At 52.2% G+C, this 25232-nt stretch carries 19 protein-coding genes; 14 read left to right on the forward strand and 5 right to left on the reverse strand.

Features of this window, described 5'->3' with window-relative positions; all coding sequences use genetic code 11:
- Window positions 1–50: 50 nt before the first annotated feature.
- Genes J2I46_RS21220 through J2I46_RS21230 form a run of 3 tightly spaced genes read right to left on the reverse strand, consistent with a single transcriptional unit; the run spans window position 51 to window position 3900 of the window.
- A complete protein-coding gene (locus J2I46_RS21220) occupies window positions 51–2300 on the reverse strand; it encodes a xanthine dehydrogenase family protein molybdopterin-binding subunit (protein WP_207331077.1) in 2250 nt (749 codons plus the stop codon).
- A gap of 26 nt (window positions 2301–2326) precedes the next feature.
- Window positions 2327–3343 (reverse strand): FAD binding domain-containing protein, encoded by a 1017-nt coding sequence (locus J2I46_RS21225; RefSeq protein ID WP_207331078.1) that lies wholly within the window; start codon window positions 3341–3343, stop codon window positions 2327–2329.
- Window positions 3344–3366: 23 nt separating this feature from the next.
- Entirely contained in the window at window positions 3367–3900 is a 534-nt protein-coding gene (locus tag J2I46_RS21230) for a (2Fe-2S)-binding protein (RefSeq protein WP_207331079.1), read from the reverse strand.
- A gap of 159 nt (window positions 3901–4059) precedes the next feature.
- On the opposite strand from J2I46_RS21230, the gene J2I46_RS21235 reads away from it, so the two are divergent.
- The 13 genes from J2I46_RS21235 (at window position 4060) to J2I46_RS21295 (ending at window position 20263) form a co-directional block, all read left to right on the forward strand.
- Window positions 4060–4431 carry a DUF3471 domain-containing protein gene (locus tag J2I46_RS21235; protein ID WP_207331080.1) on the forward strand — a complete coding sequence of 124 codons (372 nt, stop codon included), beginning with the start codon at window positions 4060–4062 and terminating at the stop codon, window positions 4429–4431.
- A gap of 248 nt (window positions 4432–4679) precedes the next feature.
- A complete protein-coding gene (locus tag J2I46_RS21240; protein ID WP_207331081.1) occupies window positions 4680–6821 on the forward strand; it encodes a nitrite/sulfite reductase in 2142 nt (713 codons plus the stop codon).
- A gap of 111 nt (window positions 6822–6932) precedes the next feature.
- Window positions 6933–7682, forward strand: coding sequence for a uroporphyrinogen-III C-methyltransferase (gene cobA, locus J2I46_RS21245; RefSeq protein ID WP_207331082.1), 750 nt, complete (start codon window positions 6933–6935; stop codon window positions 7680–7682).
- Between the two features lie 118 nt (window positions 7683–7800).
- Window positions 7801–8760 carry an oxygen-dependent tRNA uridine(34) hydroxylase TrhO gene (gene trhO / locus J2I46_RS21250; RefSeq protein ID WP_207331083.1) on the forward strand — a complete coding sequence of 320 codons (960 nt, stop codon included), beginning with the start codon at window positions 7801–7803 and terminating at the stop codon, window positions 8758–8760.
- Window positions 8761–9278: 518 nt separating this feature from the next.
- On the forward strand, window positions 9279–12134 hold the full coding sequence (locus J2I46_RS21255; protein ID WP_207331084.1) for an outer membrane beta-barrel family protein: 2856 nt from the start codon (window positions 9279–9281) through the stop codon (window positions 12132–12134).
- A 92-nt stretch (window positions 12135–12226) separates the two neighbouring features.
- Window positions 12227–12991 carry a GLPGLI family protein gene (locus J2I46_RS21260; RefSeq protein WP_207331085.1) on the forward strand — a complete coding sequence of 255 codons (765 nt, stop codon included), beginning with the start codon at window positions 12227–12229 and terminating at the stop codon, window positions 12989–12991.
- Window positions 12992–13113: 122 nt separating this feature from the next.
- Entirely contained in the window at window positions 13114–14850 is a 1737-nt protein-coding gene (locus J2I46_RS21265) for an alpha-amylase family protein (protein ID WP_207331086.1), read from the forward strand.
- A 36-nt stretch (window positions 14851–14886) separates the two neighbouring features.
- On the forward strand, window positions 14887–15765 hold the full coding sequence (locus tag J2I46_RS21270) for an N-acetylmuramoyl-L-alanine amidase-like domain-containing protein (protein WP_207331087.1): 879 nt from the start codon (window positions 14887–14889) through the stop codon (window positions 15763–15765).
- A gap of 106 nt (window positions 15766–15871) precedes the next feature.
- On the forward strand, window positions 15872–16090 hold the full coding sequence (locus tag J2I46_RS21275; protein WP_207331088.1) for a YgaP family membrane protein: 219 nt from the start codon (window positions 15872–15874) through the stop codon (window positions 16088–16090).
- 21 nt (window positions 16091–16111) lie between these two features.
- A complete protein-coding gene (locus J2I46_RS21280; protein ID WP_229379880.1) occupies window positions 16112–16903 on the forward strand; it encodes a hypothetical protein in 792 nt (263 codons plus the stop codon).
- Window positions 16894–18258 carry an ethanolamine permease gene (gene eat, locus J2I46_RS21285; RefSeq protein WP_310589064.1) on the forward strand — a complete coding sequence of 455 codons (1365 nt, stop codon included), beginning with the start codon at window positions 16894–16896 and terminating at the stop codon, window positions 18256–18258. The genes J2I46_RS21280 and eat overlap by 10 nt, the downstream gene beginning before the upstream one ends.
- Window positions 18259–18276: 18 nt before the next feature.
- Entirely contained in the window at window positions 18277–18957 is a 681-nt protein-coding gene (locus J2I46_RS21290) for a hypothetical protein (RefSeq protein ID WP_207331089.1), read from the forward strand.
- 31 nt (window positions 18958–18988) lie between these two features.
- The gene (locus J2I46_RS21295; RefSeq protein ID WP_207331090.1) at window positions 18989–20263 is read left to right on the forward strand and encodes a hypothetical protein; all 1275 of its coding nucleotides are present in this window, start codon (window positions 18989–18991) and stop codon (window positions 20261–20263) included.
- Between the two features lie 367 nt (window positions 20264–20630).
- Here J2I46_RS21295 and J2I46_RS21300 read toward each other — a convergent pair whose 3' ends face one another.
- The gene (locus J2I46_RS21300; RefSeq protein WP_207331091.1) at window positions 20631–20834 is read right to left on the reverse strand and encodes a hypothetical protein; all 204 of its coding nucleotides are present in this window, start codon (window positions 20832–20834) and stop codon (window positions 20631–20633) included.
- 320 nt (window positions 20835–21154) lie between these two features.
- Here J2I46_RS21300 and J2I46_RS21305 point away from each other — a divergent pair, with 320 nt between their 5' ends.
- A complete protein-coding gene (locus J2I46_RS21305) occupies window positions 21155–23860 on the forward strand; it encodes a hypothetical protein (RefSeq protein WP_207331092.1) in 2706 nt (901 codons plus the stop codon).
- Window positions 23861–23923: 63 nt separating this feature from the next.
- Here J2I46_RS21305 and J2I46_RS21310 read toward each other — a convergent pair whose 3' ends face one another.
- Window positions 23924–25126, reverse strand: coding sequence for a DUF3179 domain-containing (seleno)protein (locus J2I46_RS21310; protein WP_207331093.1), 1203 nt, complete (start codon window positions 25124–25126; stop codon window positions 23924–23926).
- Window positions 25127–25232: the final 106 nt, after the last annotated feature.

The following is a 25232-nucleotide window of genomic DNA, read 5'->3' on the forward strand; positions in this document are numbered from 1 at the left end:
TGCCTTGTTTTCAGTGCTACTGCGCGCTGTAGCACTGAAAACAAATCTTCCTAGTAAAGCACCCGATCGATGGTGATCGGAAGGTCATAGATCCGTTTGCCGGTGGCGTGGAAAACAGCGTTGGCAATCGCGGCGGGCATACCCACGATACCAATCTCACCAAGCCCTTTTGCGCCAAGCGGATTTACGATATCATCGTGTTCTTCTACGAAGATCACGTCGAGGTCATGGATATCAGCGCAGACAGGTACGTGGTATTCGGCCAGGTTGTGGTTCATAAACCGGCCGTAATTATGGTCCATTTTACTGTCTTCCTGCAAGGCACTGCTGATACCCCAAACCATACCGCCAATGATCTGGCTGCGGGCTGTACGGGGATTCATGATCCGACCACCCGCTACGGCCGTTACTGCCCTTTTCACCGTCACCGTCCCCAGGTCTTCATCAACCTCAACCTCGACAAACGCGGCCGAGTGAGTGTGCTTCGAATACTTACCCGACACCAACGGATTCGGCATCGACGTGGACGTTTCGCTCACGGCCCTACCACCGTTCAGGGCTACGATATCAACAAGTTTCATCGACACGTGCGGGTCTTTTTTCAGGCGTAGTTCACCATCAAAAAACGTGACGTCTTTCCAGTTTGCATCATAAAACGGCGACTTGGCGTCTTTACCGGCCAGCTTAAGCAATTTCTTACCCAGATCTTCGCACACCTGCTTAACGGCCGAGCCTACCGTCGAAATGGTCATTGAGCCACCCTGGAAGGGAGCCAGCGGCATTTCAGTATCACCTAATTTGAAGATCACGTCCTCGATTGGCATGCCTAACGTGTCGGCGGCAATCTGCGTCATGATCGTATACGTACCTGTGCCAATATCGGCCGTGGCGCTGCTCACGCGGAGTTTTCCGTTCACCGTCAGGATCGCTTCAGCCCGGGCAAACAATCGCCCGGCGTCCCAGATGCCGGTTGCCATCCCCCAGCCTACCAGGTTATGACCTCGCTTCATCGACCGTGGTTCAGGGTTCCGCTCTTTCCAGCCAAAGCGTTCAGCCCCCTGATAAAAACAGGCCCGTAGCTCCTTGCTTGAATACGGCTTATCGCCTTCCGTCCAGTTCTTCTCGGAATAGTTTTTCAACCGCAATTCAACCGGGTCCATGCCAAGCTCGTAGGCCAGTGCATCGATAGCCGTTTCAATGGCGTGATCGCCCGTAACACCGCCGGGTGCCCGCATATCGAGGGGCGAATAAATGTCCAGTGGCTTCAGTTTATACGTCAGCGTGGTATCAGGTACGTCGTAGAGCATGCCTGTCCAGTTTACAACCACTTCGGTATAATCTTCAAACTGCGACGTGGCTGCTTTGGCGTCGTGTTTAATGGCGGTAATGGTTCCGTCGGATGAAGCGCCAAGTTCAACCTCCTGCACCGTGTTTGGGCGGTGGCCGAACGTAAACATCTGCTGCCGGGTGAGTGTGACCCGTACCGACCGTTTCAGCGCTTTAGACGCCATTACGGCCAGAAACAGCTGATACTGAGGCCGAAGTCCTGAGCCAAAACCACCACCTACGTAGGGCGAAATGACCCGTACGTGGCTAAACGGCAGATCGAATATCTGCGCTACGTAGAGCTGGCTGTTGTAGGCGCCCTGCGTTTTGTCGTAGATCGTCAGGTAAGGTTTCCCGTCCTTATCTTCCTTCCCGTACTCCACCGTTGTTGCAAACATTTCCATTGGGTTATGATGCTGTGGACCATGCACATGCCGCGCTTTAATCGAGACGTCTGCCGCCATCATCGCCATATCGGCATTGCCACGTGGTTTGGGTGGTGGCGGTTTCAGCAGGCTCGCTACGCCAACTGCAGGATCGCGGGCTTCGGCCAGATGGGCTTCCAGATCGGTCTCGTGAGCTTCCTGCTCGTAGGTGGCTTTCACGAGCGACGCGGCGTAGCGGGCCAGCTCAAAGGTTTCAGCTACGACCAGCGCAATGGGTTGGCCACTATACTTGATTTTTTCGTCGTGTAAGGGCCGGAACGGTGAGCCGGGCGGCGCATCCATATCCTTGTAATTCATGTCGAACCAGGCGGTTTTGGGCCGGTTCTCATGCGTGAAGACCTCCAGCACGCCGGGTAGAGCCAGGGCCTCTGATGTATCGATACTGGTGATCTTTCCTTTCACGAGCGCGCTCGACACGACGTAGCCGTAGGTCAGGTCAGGTACGTTAAACTCAGCGGCATATTTTGCCTTGCCGGTCACTTTATCCGCGCCTTCGACACGTTTAACGGGTTGTCCGATATAAGTCATTTGTTGAGTCTTTTTAGTTGATTCACTCACTGTGGCGTGGCTTTCTGCATGGTTACCGCTTCAGTCAAAGCACGAACGATGGCCCGTTTTGCCAGATCGATCTTAAACGTATTGTGGCCGTATCCTTTCGCTCCTTCCAGCAGCTTCTCGGCAACGGGCCGGAAGTTTGCGGCAACCGCCTCTTTGCCAACCAGCAGTTCTTCCGCCTCCGTTTTTCGCCAAGGCTTGTGGGCCACACCACCCAATGCAATCCGCGCGTTGGTTACGGTGTTTCCTTCAAGTTCCAAGCCAGCAGCGACAGACACCAGAGCGAAGGCATACGAGGCCCGGTCACGGAGTTTCAGGTAATTGTAATGTTGGGCAAATCCGTTGGCAGGCAGATCAATAGCCGTTACGATCTCGCCGGGTTGCAGGGTGTTATCGTATTGAGGCTCATTCCCGGGCAATCGGTGAAAATCAGCCATCGCAACCGTACGCTCACCATTTGGACCCTCTACGCGAACAACAGCTTCGAGCGCAGCCAGCGCTACACACATATCGGATGGGTGCGTGGCAATACAGGTCGTCAACGGATTACTGTCCGACGTACCCAGAATTGCATGAATTCGGTTGTAGCCGTTCAATGCTCCGCAGCCACTGCCAGGTTTGCGTTTGTTGCAGGGCATACTGGTGTCGTAGAAATAGTAGCACCGGGTACGTTGGAAGAGGTTACCGCCGTTGGTAGCCATATTCCGAAGCTGAGGTGATGCACCCGCCAGAATCGTCTGCGACAGCAATGGATATCGCTCTTTCACTAACGGATTGTAGGCCGTATCGGCGTTGGTCGCCAGAGCACCAAGGCGCAATCCACCATCGGGTAGTTCAACGATGTCGGTTAGGGGCAACCGGTTGATATCAATAAGCCGCGAAGGCTTTTCGATATTTTCCTTCATCAAGTCGATGAGGTTGGTGCCGCCTCCAATGAATTTGGCAGCCGGTTCGGTCACTAGCTCGTCAATGGCTGAGTCGATCGAATCGGGGCGGGAATAGGCAAATGGGTTCATAACGTGGCGCTGTTTGGGATGAATTATGCTTGTTTTTCGATCCCCATTACCTCCGTAACGGCGTCGACAATGTGCGGGTAGGCACCACAGCGGCAGATGTTTCCGCTCATCAACTCGCGAACGTCAGCTTCCGACTTGGCTTGTCCCTCGTTCATCAGGCCAACAGCCGAACAGATTTGTCCCGGCGTACAATAGCCGCACTGGAACGCGTCATGATCTACAAAAGCAGTCTGGAGCGGGTGTAATGAACCATCAGCGTTGGCCAATCCTTCAATGCTGGTGATCTCGTGATCATCGTGCATCACCGCCAGGGTCAGGCAGGAGTTGATCCGTTTGCCATTTATCAGTACGGTGCAGGCACCGCATTGGCCATGATCGCAGCCCTTTTTGGTGCCAGTCAGATTCAGGTATTCGCGCAGTGCATCCAGCAGTGTTGTCCAGGGAGCAATTTGCAGCGTTTTAGCAGTTCCGTTTACCGTTAATCGAACGGTGCCGAGAGCGGGCAGAGCGGCGGAGGCATTCTCCACAGGTGCGGGAGGTGACAGGGTCGTTTGCATAGGAAATCGATAAGTCGAGTACTTCAGCAAAACGATGGGCAGAAGGCTATGTTCAAAAAGGTGAGTTAACGCGACATAGATTTGGTGCCGTGCATATATAGCCAGAAATTTTGTCGAACTTTCTATTAATCAATCACTTTTATTTTAACTTTTCTGGATATGAACTTACGCACATTACTGATTATCAGTTTCTTGTCGGCGGGCATGATTAACGCCAGCGCACAAACGACTACACCAACGCCAGCCACCGCTAACCAGTCGGATAGTTTACGCGTATATGCAGGTACGTATACGTTTTCTGGCGGCAGTCCAATCAGCACCTTCACAATCACGGTCAAAGATGGTTTCCTTTACGGCGATGCAGGTATGGGTGAAAACAAGCTCATCAAACAGGCTCAGGCTGACCAGTTCAAATCGACCAGTTCGTATGGATCGATCATCACATTCATTCGTGATGCAGCGACAAAGGCGGTCACAGGCTTGACGTTGGCGGCACAAGGTCAGGAGTTGAGCGCCACCAAAGCGAAATGAGTGATGCAATATGCCTGCTTCTCTTGACAGAGGCTGCCGCTGTCAAAAATTAGCTTCCTGAAAGCTAAACCAGTTGTGATTTGACATGCGTCTTATTACGCAAAACCCACTAAAATCGACCATTTCGGAACGATTTTAGTGGGTTTCAAATTTAGTAGGTACGTATCTTCACAACGACTAAGCCGGATTCCACCTCCGGCCTTTGTTTTAATTAGTCAGTATATAAACTCTATAGAGTAATAGTAAATATGTCTATTACCTTTTCTCCCAACGTCAGCCGGGCGGCTCAGCGTGATATCAACGACCTCCAGCAAAAAGTCGATGCCTTTACTACCGGGCAGATGACCGACGAGCAATTCCGCAAGTTCCGTTTGGCACGGGGTGTATACGGACAGCGTCAGGCAGGCGTGCAGATGATCCGGATCAAGCTCCCCTACGGACGGATCACCGCCGATCAGCTTGTTCGTATTGCCGACGTGTCGGACCGCTACGCCACGGGAAATCTGCATGCAACGACCCGTCAGGATATTCAGCTTCACTTCGTTAAACTAGCCGATTCGCCTCAGCTTTGGGCTGAACTCGAAGACGCCGGTATCACGCTGAAAGAAGCCTGTGGTAATACCGTTCGAAACGTAACCGGCTCAGCGCGGGCAGGTATCGACCCCGAAGAACCGTTTGACGTTTCTCCCTACGCCCATGCTATTTATGCCTACTTCCTGCGCAATCCGATTTGTCAGGATATGGGTCGTAAGTTCAAGATCGCGTTGTCGTCATCAGAACGTGATTCGGCTTATGGCTACATGCACGATATCGGTCTGATTCCACGCATTCAGGACGGAAAACGTGGTTTCAAAGTGCTGCTAGCCGGTGGACTGGGCGCACAGCCATTCGCCGCGCAAACGGCTACCGAGTTCATTGTCGAAGAGCAGATTATCCCCTTCATCGAGGCCGTAATTCGTGTATTCGACCGCTACGGTGAGCGCACCAAACGGCACAAAGCCCGGATGAAATACCTCCTGAACGATATAGGTCTGGAGGAGTTCCTGAGCCGTGTGCAAACTGAATGGACGGCGCTGAAGAGCAAGGAATACGTTATAGACAGTTCCTCAGCATTGGCCGATGAAAAAGCGCCGCAACCTGAATTGACCGGTTACCAACCTGACCGTCAGGACGAAGCGTTTACTACCTGGTTTAAAACCAACGTATTTGAGCAAAAACAGGCGGGTTGGTACGCCGTGCAACTGCGGGTGTTGCTGGGCGACATGTCGTCTGATACGGCGCGTGCCCTGGCCCAGATCGTGCGGCAGTATGCAGGTGACGACATTCGGGTAACGGTCAATCAGGGCTACCTGCTCAGGTACGTTCGTCCCGAGAACTTATCTGCGCTGTACGATGCACTCGATACGCTGGGTCTTGCCAAACCGGGCTTCGACACCACGGCCGACATTACGACCTGCCCCGGTACCGACACCTGTAACCTGGCCATCACCAGCAGCTACGGCATCACACGCGTGCTGGAAGACCTGATGAAGGAGGAGTTTCCTGACATCGTGTACAATACCGACATCAAGATCAAGATCAGCGGCTGCATGAACGGCTGCGGTCAGCACTCGGTGGCTAACATTGGCTTCCACGGCTCGTCGATCAAGAATGGCGCGTATGTATTGCCGGCTCTACAGGTTTTGCTTGGCGGCGGTTTCAATGCGGAAGGTGCTGGTCAGATGGGCGACAAGGTCATTAAACTACCCACCAAACGCGGCCCGGCTGCACTTCGCACGTTGTTCAACGACTACGAAGCCAATGCTTTCGACGGCGAATATTATAATAATTACTATGGTCGGCAGGGTAAGAATTATTTCTATACGCTGCTGAAGCCACTGGCCGACCTGAAAACGGTGACCGACAGCGACTATGTTGACTGGGATCATACCGAGCAATACGCGACCGAAGTGGGTGTCGGTGAATGTGCCGGCGTTATGCTCGATTTGGTAGCGACTACGCTCGACGAAGCGTCTGACAAACTAAACTGGGCAACAGAAGCACAGGCAGACAGCCGTTGGGCCGACGCCATTTATCACGCCTATAACGTGTTCATCACCGGTGCTAAAGCAGCCCTGATGAGCCGCGACGTACCCACGAACACACAACACGGTATCGTGTCTGATTTTGACCGTGAGTTTGCTGGTGTTGCCGGTTTTCATACAGACGACTCGGCCTTTAAATCACTGGTATTCAGCATCAACAAGCACGAACCGACAGAAGAATTCGCGACCTCGTTCATCAGCGAAGCCAGCGAGTTTCTGGCGTCTGTACGGGCCTACCGCGACCAGCAAATCCAACTCGAAGGCCTCCCCGCATTGACAGAACTCGTTCAGGCACAGGATAGCTAAACTGACTTCCGATGTACGACTGACGAAGTACGATTTGCGCTGCTTAAGTAACCATATTATAAAACAGCAACGCAAATCGTACTTCGTCAGTCGTACATCGTACATCGTATCATGAAGGTAACCCTCATCGGCGCGGGTCCTGGCGACCCTGATCTGATTACGTTAAAAGGAATAAAGGCACTGAAAACTGCCGACGTGGTCATGTATGATGCCCTCGTTGCTGAAGAACTGCTTGACTATTGCCGCCCCGATGCTCTCAAAGTGTATGTGGGTAAACGGCGTGGTGCGTATTCCTGCATGCAGGAAGAAATCAACCCACTAATTGTTCACTACGCGCAGAATTACGGGCACGTAGTTCGCCTGAAAGGCGGCGACTCATTTGTGTTTGGACGGGGCTACGAAGAGCTTGACTACGCCCGGCAGCATGGCCTGGAGGTTGAGGTTATTCCTGGTATTTCGAGCAGTTACGCCGTTCCGGCGGCGGCAGGTGTCCCGTTGACGTCGCGCGGTTTATCTGAAAGTTTCTGGGTCGTGACCGGCACAACCAAGGCGGGGAAACTCTCGAAAGACCTGCATCTGGCAGCCCAGTCATCCGCAACTGTCGTTGTTTTGATGGGAATGCATAAACTGCCTGAAATAGCGGCCCTGTTCAGTGGAGTTGGTAAGGGCGAAACACCAATCGCCATCATCCAGAATGGGACCACTCCGCAACAACGTGTTGTCGTTGGAAGTATTCGTACCATCGTTGACGACGTTGCCCGGTCGGGAATAGATAACCCGGCAGTGATCGTCATTGGTGCTGTAGCCGCCTTAGCAACGGCTCCCGAAAACGCCCGTTTTTTCGTAAATTTGCAAGCGTAATACTTGACCTCACCCCCAACCCCTCTCCTACTGAGAGGGGAGCCGCGCCAGCGTAGCTCTGCTGCTGAATAGCTCCCCTCTCAGCAGGAGAGGGGTCGGGGGTGAGGTAAAACTTGCCATGAAACCATACCGCGTCCTTTTATACTATTTCTATACGCCCATTGCTGATCCCGAACAGTTCAGGGAAGAGCAGCATCAGCTTTGCCTTAAGTTGAATTTGCTGGGCCGCATCATTGTTGCGCCCGAAGGGTTGAACGGCACCGTTTCTGGTCTTGCCATTGATTGCGATGCCTATATGGAAGCCGTTCGGTCCGATCCGCGGTTTGCAGCCATTGAGTTTAAAGTGGATGCGCATGAAGCGCACGCCTTTCAGAAACTTCACGTTCGGGTAAAGCCCGAAATTGTCCATTCGGAATTACCGGTGAATCCATTGGAGCGGACAGGAACGTACCTGGAACCTGCCGAATTTAAGGCCATGAAAGACGACCCGGATGTGGTGCTGGTCGATATGCGGTCGAACTACGAGCACAGCGTGGGTAAGTTTAGCGGAGCCGTCACGTTCGATATGGAAAATCTGCGCGAGCTACCCGACCATGTTGGTGAGATTGCGCATTTGAAAGATAAAAAGATCATTACCTATTGCACCGGTGGCATCAAGTGCGAGAAAGCATCGGCTTACCTCCTATCGCAGGGGTTTGAGAATGTGTACCAATTACACGGGGGCATTATTAAGTACGGTTTGGAGAACACGGGCGAAGGGTTTGACGGTCAATGTTACGTGTTCGACAACCGGCTGGCAGTCGATGTGAACCAGGTGAACCCAACGGTGATCTCGACATGCTATCGGTGCGGTACCATCAGCAGTCGCATGGTTAACTGCGCCAGCCCCGCTTGTAACAACCACGTGCCGCTTTGCGAAGCCTGTGGCGATGCCCACGCAGGTACGTGTACGGATGACTGCAAGCATGATCCACTCCTACGTACCTATGACGGTACGGGCTATTACAGCAAAAAATCGGTTGGTTACACACCGGAACAAGGTTACAAAAGTCGTCAGCGTAGTCAATTAGAGGCCTAGGTAACTGATCAGCTACCGCTTAGTTGATTTTCAGACACATGACTCTGTAAGTCACCACCCGGATTATACTGAGATTAAAATAGACACGTTTATCAAACCGAAAAGGCAGAACCCTTTTCGGTTTTTTTATGCCTATCCAGTGCAACGAACGTATCTATTGGGGAATCCTTTTACCATGGATAGCCGCTACCTCTCCAGCCGTACCTGGCGATCCTGACTCCTAATAAGGAGCCGAAGGCTGTAAATGCCCGGTCTCGCAACTTTTACATGTTGCTTACAATCTTTTACTGTTTTTCGACATCTATCAGCCCAATCAACTTCTACTTGCAATCGGTTCCTACAATTGATTTTGACCTTGTTTTTATGCAATCTCACCGGGCAATGCATCTCATTGAAAGCCATCCGTCCCCCTGTCGTACCGCTCAAACTATATTTATAGTTAAAATACCTTAACCCAGGCTACGCGATTAATTGCGTGCCTACATTTGGCCTATTGCTTCTCTATCTCTCTACTGCGTATGAAAAACCGCCTACTCGTTTTCTTCTTTTTTTGTCTCTTTTCCAGTGCCGCTTTCGCACAAACGGCACCAACGCGTTTTACGCTTCAGGCCACCGTTACCGACACGTTGGGGACCAAGCTGAATTCTGTGACCGTCATGCTCCAGACGGGTAAAGATTCAGTGCTAACCAGCTTTGGCCGCACCGATGAAACGGGCAAGTTTTCGCTGAAAGGTATAAAGCGAGGTACGTACATCCTGAAGATTACGTACGTGGGCATGATGCCGCTGAACCAGAAGGTCAATTTCGACACCGATCAGACGGTTGATCTGGGCACAATCAAGCTCAAGCCGATTGCCAAAGAATTGTATGAAGTAGTGGTAAAAGCAGCCCGCGCACCCCTGACCATTCGCGGCGATACGGTCGAATATGACACTCGTGCGTTCAAGGTGCCACCAGGATCATCCGTTGAGGATTTGCTCCGGAAATTACCAGGCGTGATTGTCGACCGCGAAGGGAATATTCGGGCGCAGGGTCAGGAAGTGAAACGGGTGACCGTAGATGGTAAGCAGTTTTTCAGCGATGACCCGAAAACCGCCACTAAAAACTTGCAGGCCGAGGCCATTTCGAAAGTGCAGGTATTCAGCGACAAAACTGAGAAAGCCAAATTAACCGGCGTTGACGATGGCACGAAAGAGAAGACGATGAACCTCGAATTGAAGGAAGAATTCAAGAAAGGTGGCTTCGGAAAAATTACGGGTGGAGCCGGGCCGGCCAGTAATCTGCCCGCCCGCGCCGAGGTACGTGGCAGCTACAATAAATTCGACAAGAAGCAGCAGCTATCACTGATCGGCCTAGCCAACAATACCAACCAGACAGGCCTTTCCTGGGCTGATTATCAGGACTTCCGGGGCAGTAACTCCTTTAACTGGAACGACAACGCCGACTTTGGTTTCAGCAGTGGTAACTACTATATAATTGGTGGTGGCGACGATGAAAGCTTCTCGATTCCCATTACCGGTGGCGACCGGGGCCGAGGGCTATCCGATAACGTGGCAGGTGGCGCCAATTACAACTACGACACCAAGAAAACGAAGGTCAGCAGCAACTACTACTTCAGCCAGACAAAACTGCGGACTGAAAGCCTAGGTGAGGTGACCAACTTTATTCCGACGGGTGACCTCAACACCACCACAGCTTCGAATCAGACCACCAAAAACAGCAGCCACCGGTTCAGTTTCCGCCTGGAAAAGCAGCTGGACACGTTGAATACGTTGGTCTTTTCGACCAGTGGCCGCTACAACACCAGCACTGCATTGTTGCTGAGCACCCGTGATATTCGCCGGATTCTGAACACAGCCACCACGCCAACCACCTCGAACACGACCGTGAATAGCCGGAATGGTCAGTCGTTCGGGCTATCTAACGCGCTGATCTACCGGCATAAGTTCATGAAGAAAGGCCGCAGTTTCGCCGCTAGTGCTAACTACGAATTGAGCAGCAGCGACGGTACGCTGGACCTGGAAGCCAGAAACCGATTCTTTGAAGCAACTGACATTAATGATCAGCTTCGGATCATCAGTCAGTTGCAGTCGACCAACAGCAACGTATCTCAGTACAAAGCCAGTCTGTTGTTTGTTGAGCCGCTGTCGAAGAAGTTCTTCTGGGAGTCGTTCTATAATTTCAGCCTGCGCTATGACGAGGTCGATCGGAACGTGTTGAACACCCAGACCGACACGCCAACCCGCAACGATTCACTGAGCCGTTATTACACGAACACGTACCTGTATAACCGGCTGGGTACCAGCCTGCGCTATACCAACAAAGGACTGAACCTGGGGATAGGCGGCGCCGTGCAGCAGTTCCAGATCAACGGACAGTACGCGTCTGATCAGACGCTCCCGATCCTGGGCCGAATTGACCGTACATTCACCACCTTTGTGCCCAATATGTCAGTCAACTTCGACTTGAAGAACAACAAATACCTGTACGGTGGGTATAACGTCGGGGTGCAGACGCCAACGTCACGTCAGTTGCAGCCAATCGTTGACAACAGTAATCCGCTGTTTATCACGCAGGGCAATCCAGATCTGTTACCCGCCATCACGCACCGGTTGAATTTAGGGTTCAACTACTTCAATCCAGGTTCGTTTACCAACTTCTACGGCGGTGTCAACTACGGCTACAATATCAACCAGATTGTGTATGGCCAGACGATTGACACGCGCACGCTGATCACCAGCACACGGCCACAGAACATCACGGGCGGTTATAATTTCGGCTACTACAGTTACCTGAGCTTCCCGCTGAAGAAAACGAAAGCAACCCTTGACCTGGGAGGTAACCTGAATCTTGGTCAACTTATTACGCCTATCAATGGTGTAAATAACCAAACGAATACGACCAACTATAATGCTAATCTGAAGTTGAGTCTGACACCTGCCGATTGGTTTACGTTCTATGGTAGCGCGGAAGTAGGGATTGGTAATGCCCGCTACTCGATCAATACGGCTCAGAATGCACAAACGATCAATAACAGCTACCAAGCCGATGCCAACGTGAAATTGCCGGGGGATATTTACGTCAGTTCATCGTTCAATTACCAGATTTACCGGAACCAGCGATTTGGGTTCAATCAGGGCATCCCGCTTTGGAACTCAGCCATTTATCGACTTATCGGTAAGGCGAAGCGCATGGAAGTTCGACTTTCTGCCTACGATATGCTGAACCGGAACGTAAACGTTACGCAGTATGCCGGGCAAAACTCGGTTTCGTCGGAACGGACCCGCACACTGGCTCGCTACTTCATGTTCAGCATGACCTATAACATGCGCGGCATAAAAGCCAGCGTTCGCCAAAGCAATGGCTGGGATTAAACGATGTAACGCCGAAGCTCCAGCTTCGGCAGTGATTGACAGGCCTGGATTACCGAAGCTGGAGCTTCGGTGCTACAACCCTCAAAAACGCTATGACTCGATTACTTAAACCAGTTCTGTTTACCCTTCTCTTGCTCACGACGTACCTGTCGGAGGCACAAACCAACCAAACTGAGGGCGTTGTGCTCTATACCCGGCGCACGTTCTGGCCAAAAATCACGGCGCGTATGACGTACCTGAGCCAGGAGCAGAAAGACCGAGCGGCCAATACCTGGAAAAATGAAGAGGGAAGCAAAGAAAAGATGAAGCTGACCTTCACGCCAACTACTAGCTTGTACGGATACGAAAGCGAGTCGAGCGAATCGGAAGATGGCCGCTATACCTGGCGAAACCGGGAGCTAGCCCTTTTCCGTGACTTTGCCAATGAAAAGCAGGTCGATATTGAGGAGATGTTGGGCAAGGTGTACGTCGTAGAAGACTCGCTACGGGCTCCTTCCTGGAAGATCGGCAATCAGGTTCGGGAGATTGCTGGCCATATGTGTATCAATGCCACCACAACCGATTCCGTGAAAGATCAGGTATTGACTGCCTGGTTTGCGCAAGATATTCCCGTATCTGCCGGTCCTGAGCGCATCTGCGGTCTGCCTGGACTGATTCTGGAGCTGGACATCAACAATGGTGACGTTATCATTGAGACCGCCAGTATCACCTTCAAGCCCGTTGCCGCTGATATTAAACTCCCAAAGGTAAAGAAGCCCAAAAAGCTAGACGAAAAGGGGTACGAAACCATGCTCAAAACATACATTGCCGAGCAGATCAAGGAGCAACAGAACCCGTATTGGGAGATCCGATACTAGAGTAGAAATAGGTTTCAAGTGTCAGGTTTCAAGTCTCCGGTAGCGCTGCTCCAGCCCGCATTAGGCATCCAGTAGCACTACCAAAGACTTGAAACCTGGCACTTGAAACCTATTTTTGCCTAATGGCATCCGACAAACTCATTATTTACCAACTGCTGCCCCGGCTATTTGGCAATACCAATACGACAAACCACGCCTGGGGTACACTTGCCGACAACGGCTCAGGTACGTTCGCCGATATTAACGATGCGGCACTCAACAGTATAAAAACACTCGGAGCCACGCACATCTGGTATACCGGTGTTCCTGAACATGCCACCATGACCGACTATTCGGTGCATGGGATTAAGCCCGACGATCCGGCGGTGGTGAAAGGACGCGCGGGATCGCCCTACGCCATAAAAGATTACTACGATGTGGTACCCGATTTTGCTCAGTCGGTGCCCGACCGGATGGCCGAATTTGAGGCACTGGTGGCACGTACCCACGCTCATGGGCTGAAAGTAATCATTGACCTCGTACCCAACCACGTCGCTCGTCAGTACCGATCGGATGCTAAACCGACCGGTATTGCCGACCTGGGCGAAGGGGATGATGTTCGGCAAGCCTTCTCGACCGATAACAATTTTTACTACCTGCCCGGTACCACCTTCGTTGCGCCATTTGTACCCGGCATCATTGACGCATATACTCCGCTCTCGAATACGGCCGTGCCTATACATGAGGCACCGGCGAAAGTAACCGGGTCGGGCTCGATCAACGAAGCGCCGCACATCGACGACTGGTACGAAACGATCAAGCTCAACTATGGCTATAACGTGTTCGATGGCGCGCTTCATACCACTTCGCCTGACTCAACTAAACGCCCGGATACATGGTACAAACTGCTCGATATCATGCTGTACTGGGCCGGAAAAGGTGTGGATGGGTTCCGCTGCGACATGGCTCACCTGGTTCCGGTTGCGTTCTGGCAATGGGTAACGGCTAAGGTCAGAGCAACGTACCCAGCCCACGTCTTCATCGCTGAAATCTACGACCCGGGTTTGTACCGCCCATTCATTTTCGAAGGCGGCTTCGATTACCTCTACGACAAGGTTGGTCTCTATGATGCACTCCGGCGGCTTATTGAAGGGCATGGGAGCTGTTACGACCTGACGCGCGTGTGGCAGCAGGAATCAGGCGACTTTGCCGAACATATGCTTCGCTTTCTGGAAACGCACGACGAGCAGCGCATCGCCTCCTCTTTTTTTGCGACTGATCCTGCACGCGCAATTCCCGCCATGGTGGTAACGGCAACCATGCACACCGGCCCTTACCTCGTTTATTTTGGGCAGGAAGTGGGTGTACGGGGCGAAGACGCCGAGGGATTCAGCGGCCACGACGGGCGCACCACCATCTTCGACTATTGGGGGCTAACCGACTGGCAGGGGTATCTGAATGGCCATAACTATGACGGCAACGGATTAACTGAACAGCAACGCGAGTTGAGAGGCTTCTACGAAAAGCTGGGTACGTTCATTAACGGGTCTGAGGCCATTCGGGAAGGTGCATTTTATGACTTGCAATGGGCAAACCAGGCAACGGCAGGCTACAATCAACATCGTGTTTTCAGCTATCTGCGCTATACAGACAGCCAAAAGCTATTGATTGTCTGTAATTTTGATCAGACGAACGCACTATCGGTTACCCTGAACATACCTGAGCATGCATTGCAGTTGATGCAGATCGCCGGAAACGATACTCTCCTTTTAACCGATCAACTGCTGACAAAGGAGACCACATCAGGCAGCGGTATGACTGGCATTCCGGTTACGATGCCCCCAACGAGCGTCAGGATTTTTTCACTCAACACAAACTAGACCGAATACTTTTTGGAAGGTGAACGTCTAACGTACATGAAAGTAGGACTGCTTTGGCTCGGACTGTTGGCCTCACCCCTGCTGGCGTCAGCTCAGGGTACTGATGAATTACGCCAGATTACCATACTACCCGGACGGACAACCGCCGAAACGGCAGTGCAAACCGCCGAAACCTTACTGGGGAAGCCTTATGTGCACCACACGCTCGACGGCAACGATACCGAGCAATTGGTGGTGAATCTGCACGAGTTCGACTGTTCAACCTTTATTGAAACAACCCTGGCGCTGGCACTGGCCGAGCAGGAACTACCCGCTAAATACACAACAGCTCAGCTGGAAACGGTTTTTCGACGCTATCTGACAAAGCTACGCTACCGAAATGGTCAGATTGATGGGTACGCCAGTCGATTGCATTATCTGTCAGACTGGCTTCGCGACAACGAAAAGAAAGGAATCCTTCAGGATGTGACCCGGGAAATTGGTGGCGTTCAGGTGCAGAAAGCCGTAAACTATATGACAGCCGCCGTACATAAATACCCACCCCTGGCCGACCCTGCCGTTTATAAGCAGATGACTCAGGTTCAATCGGATATTAGCCAGCAGCCTTTCTACTTTATTCCAAGCAAACTGTTCAGATCGCTGGAAAACAAATTTCGAGAGGGTGACATCGTGATGCTAACGGCAGCCCGGCCGGGTCTGGATATGCGGCATGTAGGGTACGCAACCTGGCGTAATGGCCGACTATACCTGCTTCATGCCTCATCAGACTACAAACGGGTAGTGCTTACCCAACAGCCTCTGGCCGATTATTTACTGGCCAATAAACGCTTGTCGGGCGTTCGGGTAGCGCGGATTAAGCAAACGACCGCCCGAATGGCAGATGCTGTTCCAGGCAGTCTGATTCAGGCACATTGATAAATTAGTAACTATATTCTATAGAGATTAAGATAAAGGTATTTTAAACTTTTTGTTACTGTTATACACAAACATTATATATTAGCATCTTAACCTACCTGTGAAGATGCCTAATCGTAAACAAAACGTTGGTTTTATAGACCGGCTTGTGCGTGGACTGCTGGCAATCGATTTGTTAGCATTGTGCTTTTCCTCCTTCATTAATGGCGTTGCCGTACTGATTTCAATTATCCTGATTGCCTTATTGGCATATAGTGGCGCAACCGGTCATTGCCCGCTTTACACCACACTCGGCCGCAACAGCCGTCACCGTACTGAGCCTTAACAAGCGCTCACAAACGCAAAAATGCCCCGTTCTTCATCGAAAACGGGGCATTTTTGCGTTTGTGAGGTGTATCTTTGGCCTATGTCGCACAAAGCGTTTTACCAGACATTCTTCCAAACGGAGCAGCTGTTTCGCAAGGCCGACGACGTTCTTACGTTTCCAGCCCTGGAAAAGACGGGTGTACCTTCTCCTGCGATAGAGACTGACGAAATAGTTATAACCTCAGTTGACTCTGTCTTAGCCACCGCGCCTGCTGTACAAATCAGCGACCCTATCATTCCATCGGTTGTTCCCGTTGCTGTAGACGTACCTGCAGTGGCTGCACATCGCCCTGAACTGATCGAAACAGAGGTGGTTGTTAAGCAGGTATCCGTGCAATTGCCGGAAATTGATACAAAAGCTGGCACTGACATTCAACCTCATCCTAAAGATCAACGGCCGGCAACCCCGCTGATCAGCCAGAAGGTATTGATTCTGGTCGACGACGACCTGTTACCCAGTGATTTACTTTTCCTTGAAAAGATATTGAAAGCGGTGCACCTGGACGTAAATGGCGTTGATCTGTTAAACGTACACGGCACAACCGCGATCAACTTCGCCGAACTGCTGGCAGGCAAGTACATTCATCATTTCTTTACGTTCGGCGTTCCATTCACCCGTCTCAACCTCGATATCATGATGGACCGGTACCAGCCGGTGCGGTTTGAGGGAATTACGTTCCTGATGGCCGATCCGTTACCGGCAATTGAAGCTGATGTAGCTTTAAAAAAGAAACTTTGGGAGTCACTTAAGAAGATATTTCTATGGCGATGACCGAATCGCCTGAAGGCGAAAGCCGTACATTACGCCGGGTACTAACCACGCCACAACTCTGGGGCATTGCCGTTGGGCTGGTCATTTCGGGCGAATATTTCGGCTGGAATTATGGCTGGGCTGTTGCAGGTACGTTGGGCTTCACGGTGGCTACGGTTATTGTCACGGTTTTCTATATTGCCTTTATTTTCAGCTACACCGAACTAACCACGGCGATACCCGACGCGGGTGGGCCATTTGCCTACGCTTATCGTGCTTTTGGCCCGATGGGCGGCTTTTTAGCCGGATTTGCTACCCTCGTTGATTTCCTGCTAGCGCCTCCGGCCATTGCCGCTGCGCTGGGTGCTTACGCCCACTTCCTGAATCCAGCCCTTTCACCCCTTTGGATCGGCGTTTTGGCATACGTCGTATTTGTGGGCATTAATTTATTTGGAATACGGGAATCGGCCAATTTCTCACTGATCATCACCATCCTGTCGGTAGCCGAACTGCTTGTTTTTATGCTACTGGTAGTCCCGGCGTTTAAGGTCGAAAATGTAGTGGCCCACACCGAATCGTTTGGCTGGTCGGGGGTATTTGCGGCCTTGCCATTTGCCATCTGGTTCTACCTGGCAATTGAAGGGGCCGCCATGATGGCCGAAGAAGTGAAGGACCCTCGCCGTACCATTCCACGGGCTTACCTGCTGAGTATCGGCACACTGGTTGTTCTGGCACTTGGCACCATGCTTCTCTGCGCCGGAGCCGGCGACTGGCGGACGCTTTCGAGCATAGATTACCCGCTGCCCGAAACGCTGGCGATGGTGCTTGGCCGTGGTCATCTGTGGACAAGGTTTTTCGCCAGCCTGGGCTTATTTGGCCTCATTGCTTCATTCCACTGTAATACCCTGGGCTATTCCCGACAGATTTATGTACTGGCCCGCAGTGGCTACCTGCCTGCTTTTCTGGCTCAACTGAACGAACGGTTCCGTACGCCGCACTGGGCCTTGCTGGTTGGCGGCCTGGTTGGTCTGGCAGCGCTTTTTTTGGGTAGAACAGACCAAATCATCATCTTCTCCGTTTTGGGGGCAATGATGATGTATGCCATAAGTTTGGTAAGTCTGATAGCCCTTCGCAGGAAAGAGCCTGGCCTTGAACGACCCTTCAGGACGCCTTTTTACCCATTCCTGCCTTTGCTGGCGCTAGTTCTGTCGGTAATTTGTTTACTTGCCATTGTCTATTTCAACCCTGAACTCAGCGCGCTTTTTACCCTTCTAGGCGTGCTGTCGCTGGGCCTTTTCAGAATGGTTGGTCGGCGTCAGGTGGCGGTGCAACTCCACGTACTTGACCAACAGCCCGCTACGAAAGAGGCCAATTAGCCCTCAACGCTGATTTACATGATGTCTTCTGCTTACACACTGCCGGTCTGGATCACCGATGAACAACAGCTTCGCGATGAGGCGGTTCTTTTTGGCCTTTCGGAAGCCCGCCCCGACGAAAAAATTGCGTCTATCCGAATGGCCTTCGCTGCCCTGACAGCTCCACTCGAAAAAGAGATCGAGCAACATCAGGAGTCGATCGGTCATTTGAATTTATTGCTCGAACAGCTTGATCGCCCACAGACCCCTGAAGCGGTTACTGTCCACTCATCCAGACTGGGCGGTTGGCCGCTTGGTACGTGTCTGATTGGCCTGGCGGCTTCGCTGGGCCTTTGTGCCAGTATGTATGTGGGTACGTTAGCCCTGCTAAATAGCCACCTGGCCCTGCTTTTGGCAGCATTGACTGGTGCGGGTGGGGTAACAGCTACCTTTTTTATCTGTCAAGCCAGATACAGGCAACAGGTAGCGGGCAACGAACTGCTCCGGATTCAACACCAGGACGACCATAAACAACGATTGGTTGAGCAGGCTAACTGGCAACAGCAGAAACGCGTCGAGATTGACCAGTTATACCGGGCAGAAGCATCGCTCAATCAACAACAGGCACATCGCGATTTACTGATTCGTTTATTCGAAAGCGAGTTTGACCTGGCGCGCAGCCTGCGCCATCACGTGCGTGACCAATTCGTTGACATGTAGTTCGACTCAGGTTTTTTCAACCTCTCTTTTTATGCAATCAGATTTTCATCACGGCTACGATAGCGGACACGATCAGGCAGAGCGAGACCATTTCGAGAGTTACGTATCGAGTCAGGAAAACGAAACGTTTCTGGCCAGCCAGCTTGCCCGTTGTCAGCGTGATCTGGATCACCTCGACGCCACGATAGCCAACACGGCGGACCAACGGCAATCACTTGAGAAGCAGAGGGATATGCACCTGACCGTCATCAGTTCCTTATCTGGCCGAGTGGCGCGGCTTCGTGAACAGCTAGCACTGCTGCATGCTGAACAAAGCGATCTGCGGGCCAGACGTAAAGCCAACGTACCTGAATACTCCCTGATCGGCGGTTTATTCTTTGTTGTAGCTGGTCTTTCATTCGTCTTCGGCGATCTGATCATTTCGCACGAAATTGTTGCTTATGCTCTGAATATCCGCGATAATATGGAAGCCTGGGCCTTCGCTTTCGGCCTGGCTATGGTAACCGTATTGCTGAAGCCAGCCTATGATCGGTTGCTGGAACGACCTTACCAGGCTGATCCGGCAAAAAATCAGGTACGTTATGAGCGGTTCAAACTTTCGCTGGCGGTATTTGCCCTGATCACCCTGGCCGTGTTGGGCTGGTTTCGGTACGAAGCCTATCGGACCGACCAGTTGAAAGCCGCCATTAACCGTAGCATTCGTCAGTTGCAGGAACAGGCAACTCCGCTGGATGGGTCTACTGCTCCAGTCGATGCAGCTATATTGGCTAAGATCGAGCAGCAATTACAGCAGTCGGGTGAGTTGAATGTAGCGTTGGTCAGCAGCCCTTGGGCGATGTTATCGTTTGTGTTGAGTGGCTTGCTCTTTGCGTTGGCGGGTGCGGTTTGTTTAGGCATCGGCCTGCCGGTTTTGTCAGTATTCTGGTTTCGCTGGCTGCAGGCAGATCGTCGGCTGTGGGTACTTCGCCGCCGCGAAAAGCTCCTGTTACGTGAGCTGGACCCTGCCGAGCAGACGTTGAATGAGCATGCTATGCAACAGCAACTGATCGAAAAACAGCTAGATAATCTACCGAATGCTGAAGTCGTACAACAGCAGCGTACCCAGTTACTCACGCTGATTACCGAACTGGGTAACGAGCATCGGCTCGCGTTAACTGACCGCCGGATTGCTCAATACAATGATGGGTATACAGCCGGAAGTGCTGACCGTCAATCACAATCGGGACCGTCGAACCGGTCGGCCCAATTACGCCCGCATCAGGCAATTCGCCAATTGTTACGCAATGGCTTTGATGCAAACCACTAATTATATGAATATCTATAGAGGTATTATAATAAGTGCACCTCACTAACATTTTGGTACCTTCTGCCCAATAAGCTTAAATTAAGTTTGTGAACTATGTTACGCTTCGCCAACTTATTCGGCTATTGCTTGTGCAAAAACTACTACTCTTCCTCTGGACCCTTCTTACGGGGTCTTTCTTTTTTTGTACCAAACCAGTCTATGCGCAGGTATCCGTAAAGGCTGGCAGTCTCACGAATTCACAGAATTTCGACAATCTGGCTACGGCTGGCACTACTAATACGTGAACAGACAACATAACCATTCCGGGATGGTACAGTGATAGAGTTGTTTACCTGGCTGGTACTGGCTCAAAAAATACAGGTGGTTTTTACAGCTCTGGTACATCCGGCGACCGTTTACCTGGATCTGTTGGGTCGGCCTCGGCGGCTCCGGTCTGTGGGGTTACTTTCACCAATAATACGGGTATAACAATTCCCCCCCGTTTTCGGGCGAGTGGGGCTCGCTGGACCATGCGCTGGCCAATGGGCCCATAGCAGCGCAGGTAACCGGCGCCACTAGGTAGACTATACATTCACCAGAGCCGATTGTGTTGGATTACAATACAGAGAACAAAACAGTTGCCCAACAGGCCGCCCTGTATTCATCTGGGCAATTCCGCTCTTCTGACCACGATCCGCTGGTAGTAACAGCAGGCACGAATAATAAAAATAGGGTCGTTCACTCAAAAGGGGAAATGTACGCACGGATTGCCTCAATTACCTGATTTTATAAGACAGTAACTTCTACGCTAAAGCAGTTGGAAGGCAGCCTGCATCTTTGTCGGGTTGTTCAGGGGTCAGTGTCAGTGCTGATTCGGGACAGACTATCCTAACAAAAACCCCCTATTTTACAATGATGCATCAAGCCATTCAACCGGGCAAACAAACCCTGTTGACGCTCGATACGGCCGGTATCGTGCGAGACATGAATCACAGCGAAGAGCCTGTACAAGTAGCCGGAAATACGGCCCGCGAAGTTGCTGATGCGTACCTGCAGCAGCAGACCGATCAGTTCATGGTTCAGCCACAATCCATGGAAAGCCTGTCGAGGAAAGTGGCGCTGGCACCTGAGGAAGAAGCGGCCGGTTTACGGTTCGCCAGTGAGAAGAGCCAGTTCGATATCACAACAGTGGGGTATCAGCAAACCTACTTTGGTCTACCCGTTTGGAATGCAGGCGTGGCAGTTCAGGTGAAAGACGGTCCATACCGCGTAGTAAGTTCACAAAACTCAGCGGCAACAGATCTGGCTCCCGACAAACCAACCGACGAGGCCATTCAGCGAATGGCTTCGTTGAACGCATCGCAGTTAGCTGATTTGCTGGGTACGTCGCCGGGTAAACTGGCCATCAACGCCCGTACTCTTTACGTATTCCGGTATGAGAAGGCGAAGCGTACGTCTGATCACAAAGGGCATAAGTACGATGGTTTTGCTCATGCCGACATTACGCTGCCACTTCCTAAGCTTCCTTCGCGGATCAAAGACGGGCACTTCTATGTGGCAGAGGAATTCCTGTTCACCATGCCCCTGCCTGAAATGGGAGCCGTGAACTGGCGGGCCTTTGTGGAAGTGGAAACGGGGGCCGTTCTCTACCTGCGGGCCCTGATCGACAATGTCAATGGGCTGGTTTTTGAAGTAGACCCGATCACCAGAACGGGCAACGCGGCCAATGGTCCAACGGCCACTGGCGCTACGCTCGATACGTTACGGCAGGTGGTGGCGCTCCCCCTCAATGCGCCTGTTGGAGGCGTTCAGTCATTGACAGGTCCGTTTGTTCAACTCACTGATTTTGAAACACCCACCATTCCACCGCCTACCGCACCAGCCGCTACTGATTTCAACTTCAGTGCCCGCACCAACGGCTTTGCGGCGGTAAACGCCTACTATAATAACGACCGGTTCTTCCGTCTGGTGCAAAGCCTGGGTTTCAATCTAACCTCGTATTTCGATCATACTTCGTTCCCTGTCCCGGTTGATCACCGCGGTCATATTTCCACCACAAACGGCAACGAGATTAACGCTTACTGTGGTGGTAACGCAACCGGTAATGGCATTGGGCGGCTGGGCTATATGCTCGCCAACACAGCAGACGTAGCCAACCCGATCAGCATTGCGGCCGACTGGCGGGTTGTTTTACACGAACTGGGTGGGCACGGTATTCTCTGGGATCACGTCAATTCACCGAACTTCGGCTTTGCTCACAGTGCGGGTGACTCCTTCGCGGCTATCCTCAATGATCCCGATACGCACGCTGCTGATCGGTTTGAGACCTTTCCCTGGACATTCTCCTCCTTCCCGGCCAGTTCTCGGCGTCGACACGACCGGGCGGTGGCAGCGGGCTGGGGCTGGGGTGGCAGCAACGACGTGGGGGGCTACAGCAGCGAGCAGATTGTATCAACAACGCTCTTCCGGCTCTACCGCTCAATGGGCGGCGATTCGCCCAATCTGGGGCGGCGGCAATTTGCGGCCCGCTTTGCGGCTTACCTGATCCTGCGGGCAGTAGGTACGTTGACACCCGCTACCAATCCACCAGCCGGATTGCTTGGGCCAGCGGCACTCGCCTCTGCCCTGATGACCGCCGATCTGGGCGACTGGACAACGGAGGGGCATGCTGGTGGTGCCTACAGCAAGGTTATTCGTTGGGCATTCGAGAAGCAGGGCCTTTACCGAACACCCGGAACCCCAGCCACCAGCGAAGGGGCACCACCATTGGTAGACGTGTACATTGAGGATGGCCGGGGTGGCCAGTATCAGTACCTGCACAACCACTGGAGCAACCAGAGCATCTGGAACCGACGGCACGCCGATGGTGGCACTACCCACGAAGAACCCATTGTTGGGCAACCGAATTTCGCGTATGTCAAGGTCAAAAACCGGGGAACACAAACAGCAACGGGTGTCGTCGTAAAAGGATACCATTGCAACCCCGGCACTGGGTTAACCTGGCCAAACGACTGGATACCCATGACAACCACTCAGTTGGCAGGGGCCAACATTGCACCCAACAGCAGCGCAGAGATTGTAGTAGGCCCGTTCACCTGGACGCCTTCGCAGATAGGTCATGAGTGCATGCTGATGATTGCCTCGGCCACAGGCGACGCCAGCAATATCAATAATTTCTCGGCTGGTGATACCATTCCGGAATGGCGACTGGTTCCGCACGACAATAACATTGGCCAACGGAATGTAGCGCCGGTTGCCGGTACGTTCAACGGGTTGCTTCGGGCTTTTGAAGGCAGACAGTTCCTGATTCGGAATCCGATGCGGGAGTCGGGAAAACTCCAGATCAAGGTGACCCTGCCGCCGCTGCTGGAAAAACTGGGCTGGAAACTTCACTTCGTCAATGAGCAGGAGCTACGCAAAATTGACGGCGGCGGCCGAGTAGCGGCCACCATGAGGCTTGAGCCCGGTGAGAAATTCACCGCCACCGACCTCCGTAAGCAGAAAAATCTCGCCTTTGTAGTCGAAACATACATCGATGGCATGCTGACGGGCGGTATGACGTACCTGATCGATCCGAAGCTGAAAGTGAACGAGCCTAACAGGCCGTTGGTCGTGTAGGTGGTAGATTTCCGAGCGCATAAACCCAATAAGGCCTCAACTGGACCTTATTGGGTTTATGCGTCATCGAGCCGTTTTCGGATGAAATGACAGCCATGAATGCCAGAATTCCTGGTAGGCCCGCACCGGTGTCAGTTGCTGACCAGCCAACGTACCTGAGCTCGCCAGACCTGTTTTCGTCCAGACTGTAGCGGTTTCGTTATCCCTCAACTGATCGGTACCAATAGCCTCGAAAGTCAGCGTTCGTCCATAGGCCTGTCTACTGAAAGCGCGGAATGTTTGTCTGTCAGATGCGAGCGTAATAACGACTGGCTCCTTGCCAACAACGGTATTGATTACTTTCTTTTTAACCAGTTCATTCCAGTCGATGGCCCTGGCCGATTGGCCATCCAGCACCCCTACCACCCATGATTTAGGTTTCCACGAAGCCGAGTCACGGCGGGTGAGTTTACCTCTCCGAACACCGGTATCATACGTGGCCAGACTGTCGGTTTCTTCCCGAAAAGCGGGATCGGGTTGCATCACTAACGTGTTGGGGTGTTCAGATGCCCATTCAGACAGGGTCATTTGCCGGGCTGTAAGTTCCGTCAATGTTTTACCCCGCAAAGGCCCCATAATAGCTTCGCCCGTCGCCTGGCGCCACCAGCTACCGGAGCTATCGTCTTCAAACATGGCATTGAAATGATCCATGCCAACCAATCGAAATGTGGTAGGTTTACCATCAATAACCGGATCGAACACCCGGCCTGTACGGCAAACGGTACAGTAGGTAACCATGATTGGCTTTCCGCCCACCGTGTCACGTACCTGATGATGGTAGCCAATCAATTGCAGCGGATAAGCCCTGGCCTCACCATTTTCCACGACCCCTACCACCAGTTTACTTACCGGGATTTTATTCTGGCTCATTGGCAGCATTCGTTTGGTGGTAGGTTGCAAAAACATGTGATCGGCCATCATGGTGGTCGTAACCGCATAGAATGCACCGGCATACACGACAACCAGTCCAAGTACAAGCCATCGGTACCAGGCTCTTGCTGGTGCCGCAATTACATTGAAAACGGGCGTAATCAGCAACAGCAGAATTATTGCCCGCAGCCAGGGCACATACTGATGCAACCAGTAGGCGACTCCAACCCGACTCAGATTGGCCGCGTCGTCGAGCTGACTTCCCGGAAAAGGCATGATGAAGTAAACCCGCACTGCTTCCAGAAAAATGAGCAGGATCAGGCCCACCAACGTCCAGCGAAGCGGGTTCGTGTTCATAGTGTTTGGGTTAATTGGTTGAGTAGTTAGTTGGTTAACTGATTGATTGGTTGGCTGGTAAATTGAGAGATTTTGGAACAAGATTAACCACTCAACCAATTAATCA

The sequence above is a fragment of the Fibrella forsythiae genome (assembly GCF_017353175.1).
Classification (GTDB): Bacteria; Bacteroidota; Bacteroidia; order Cytophagales; family Spirosomataceae; genus Fibrella; species Fibrella forsythiae.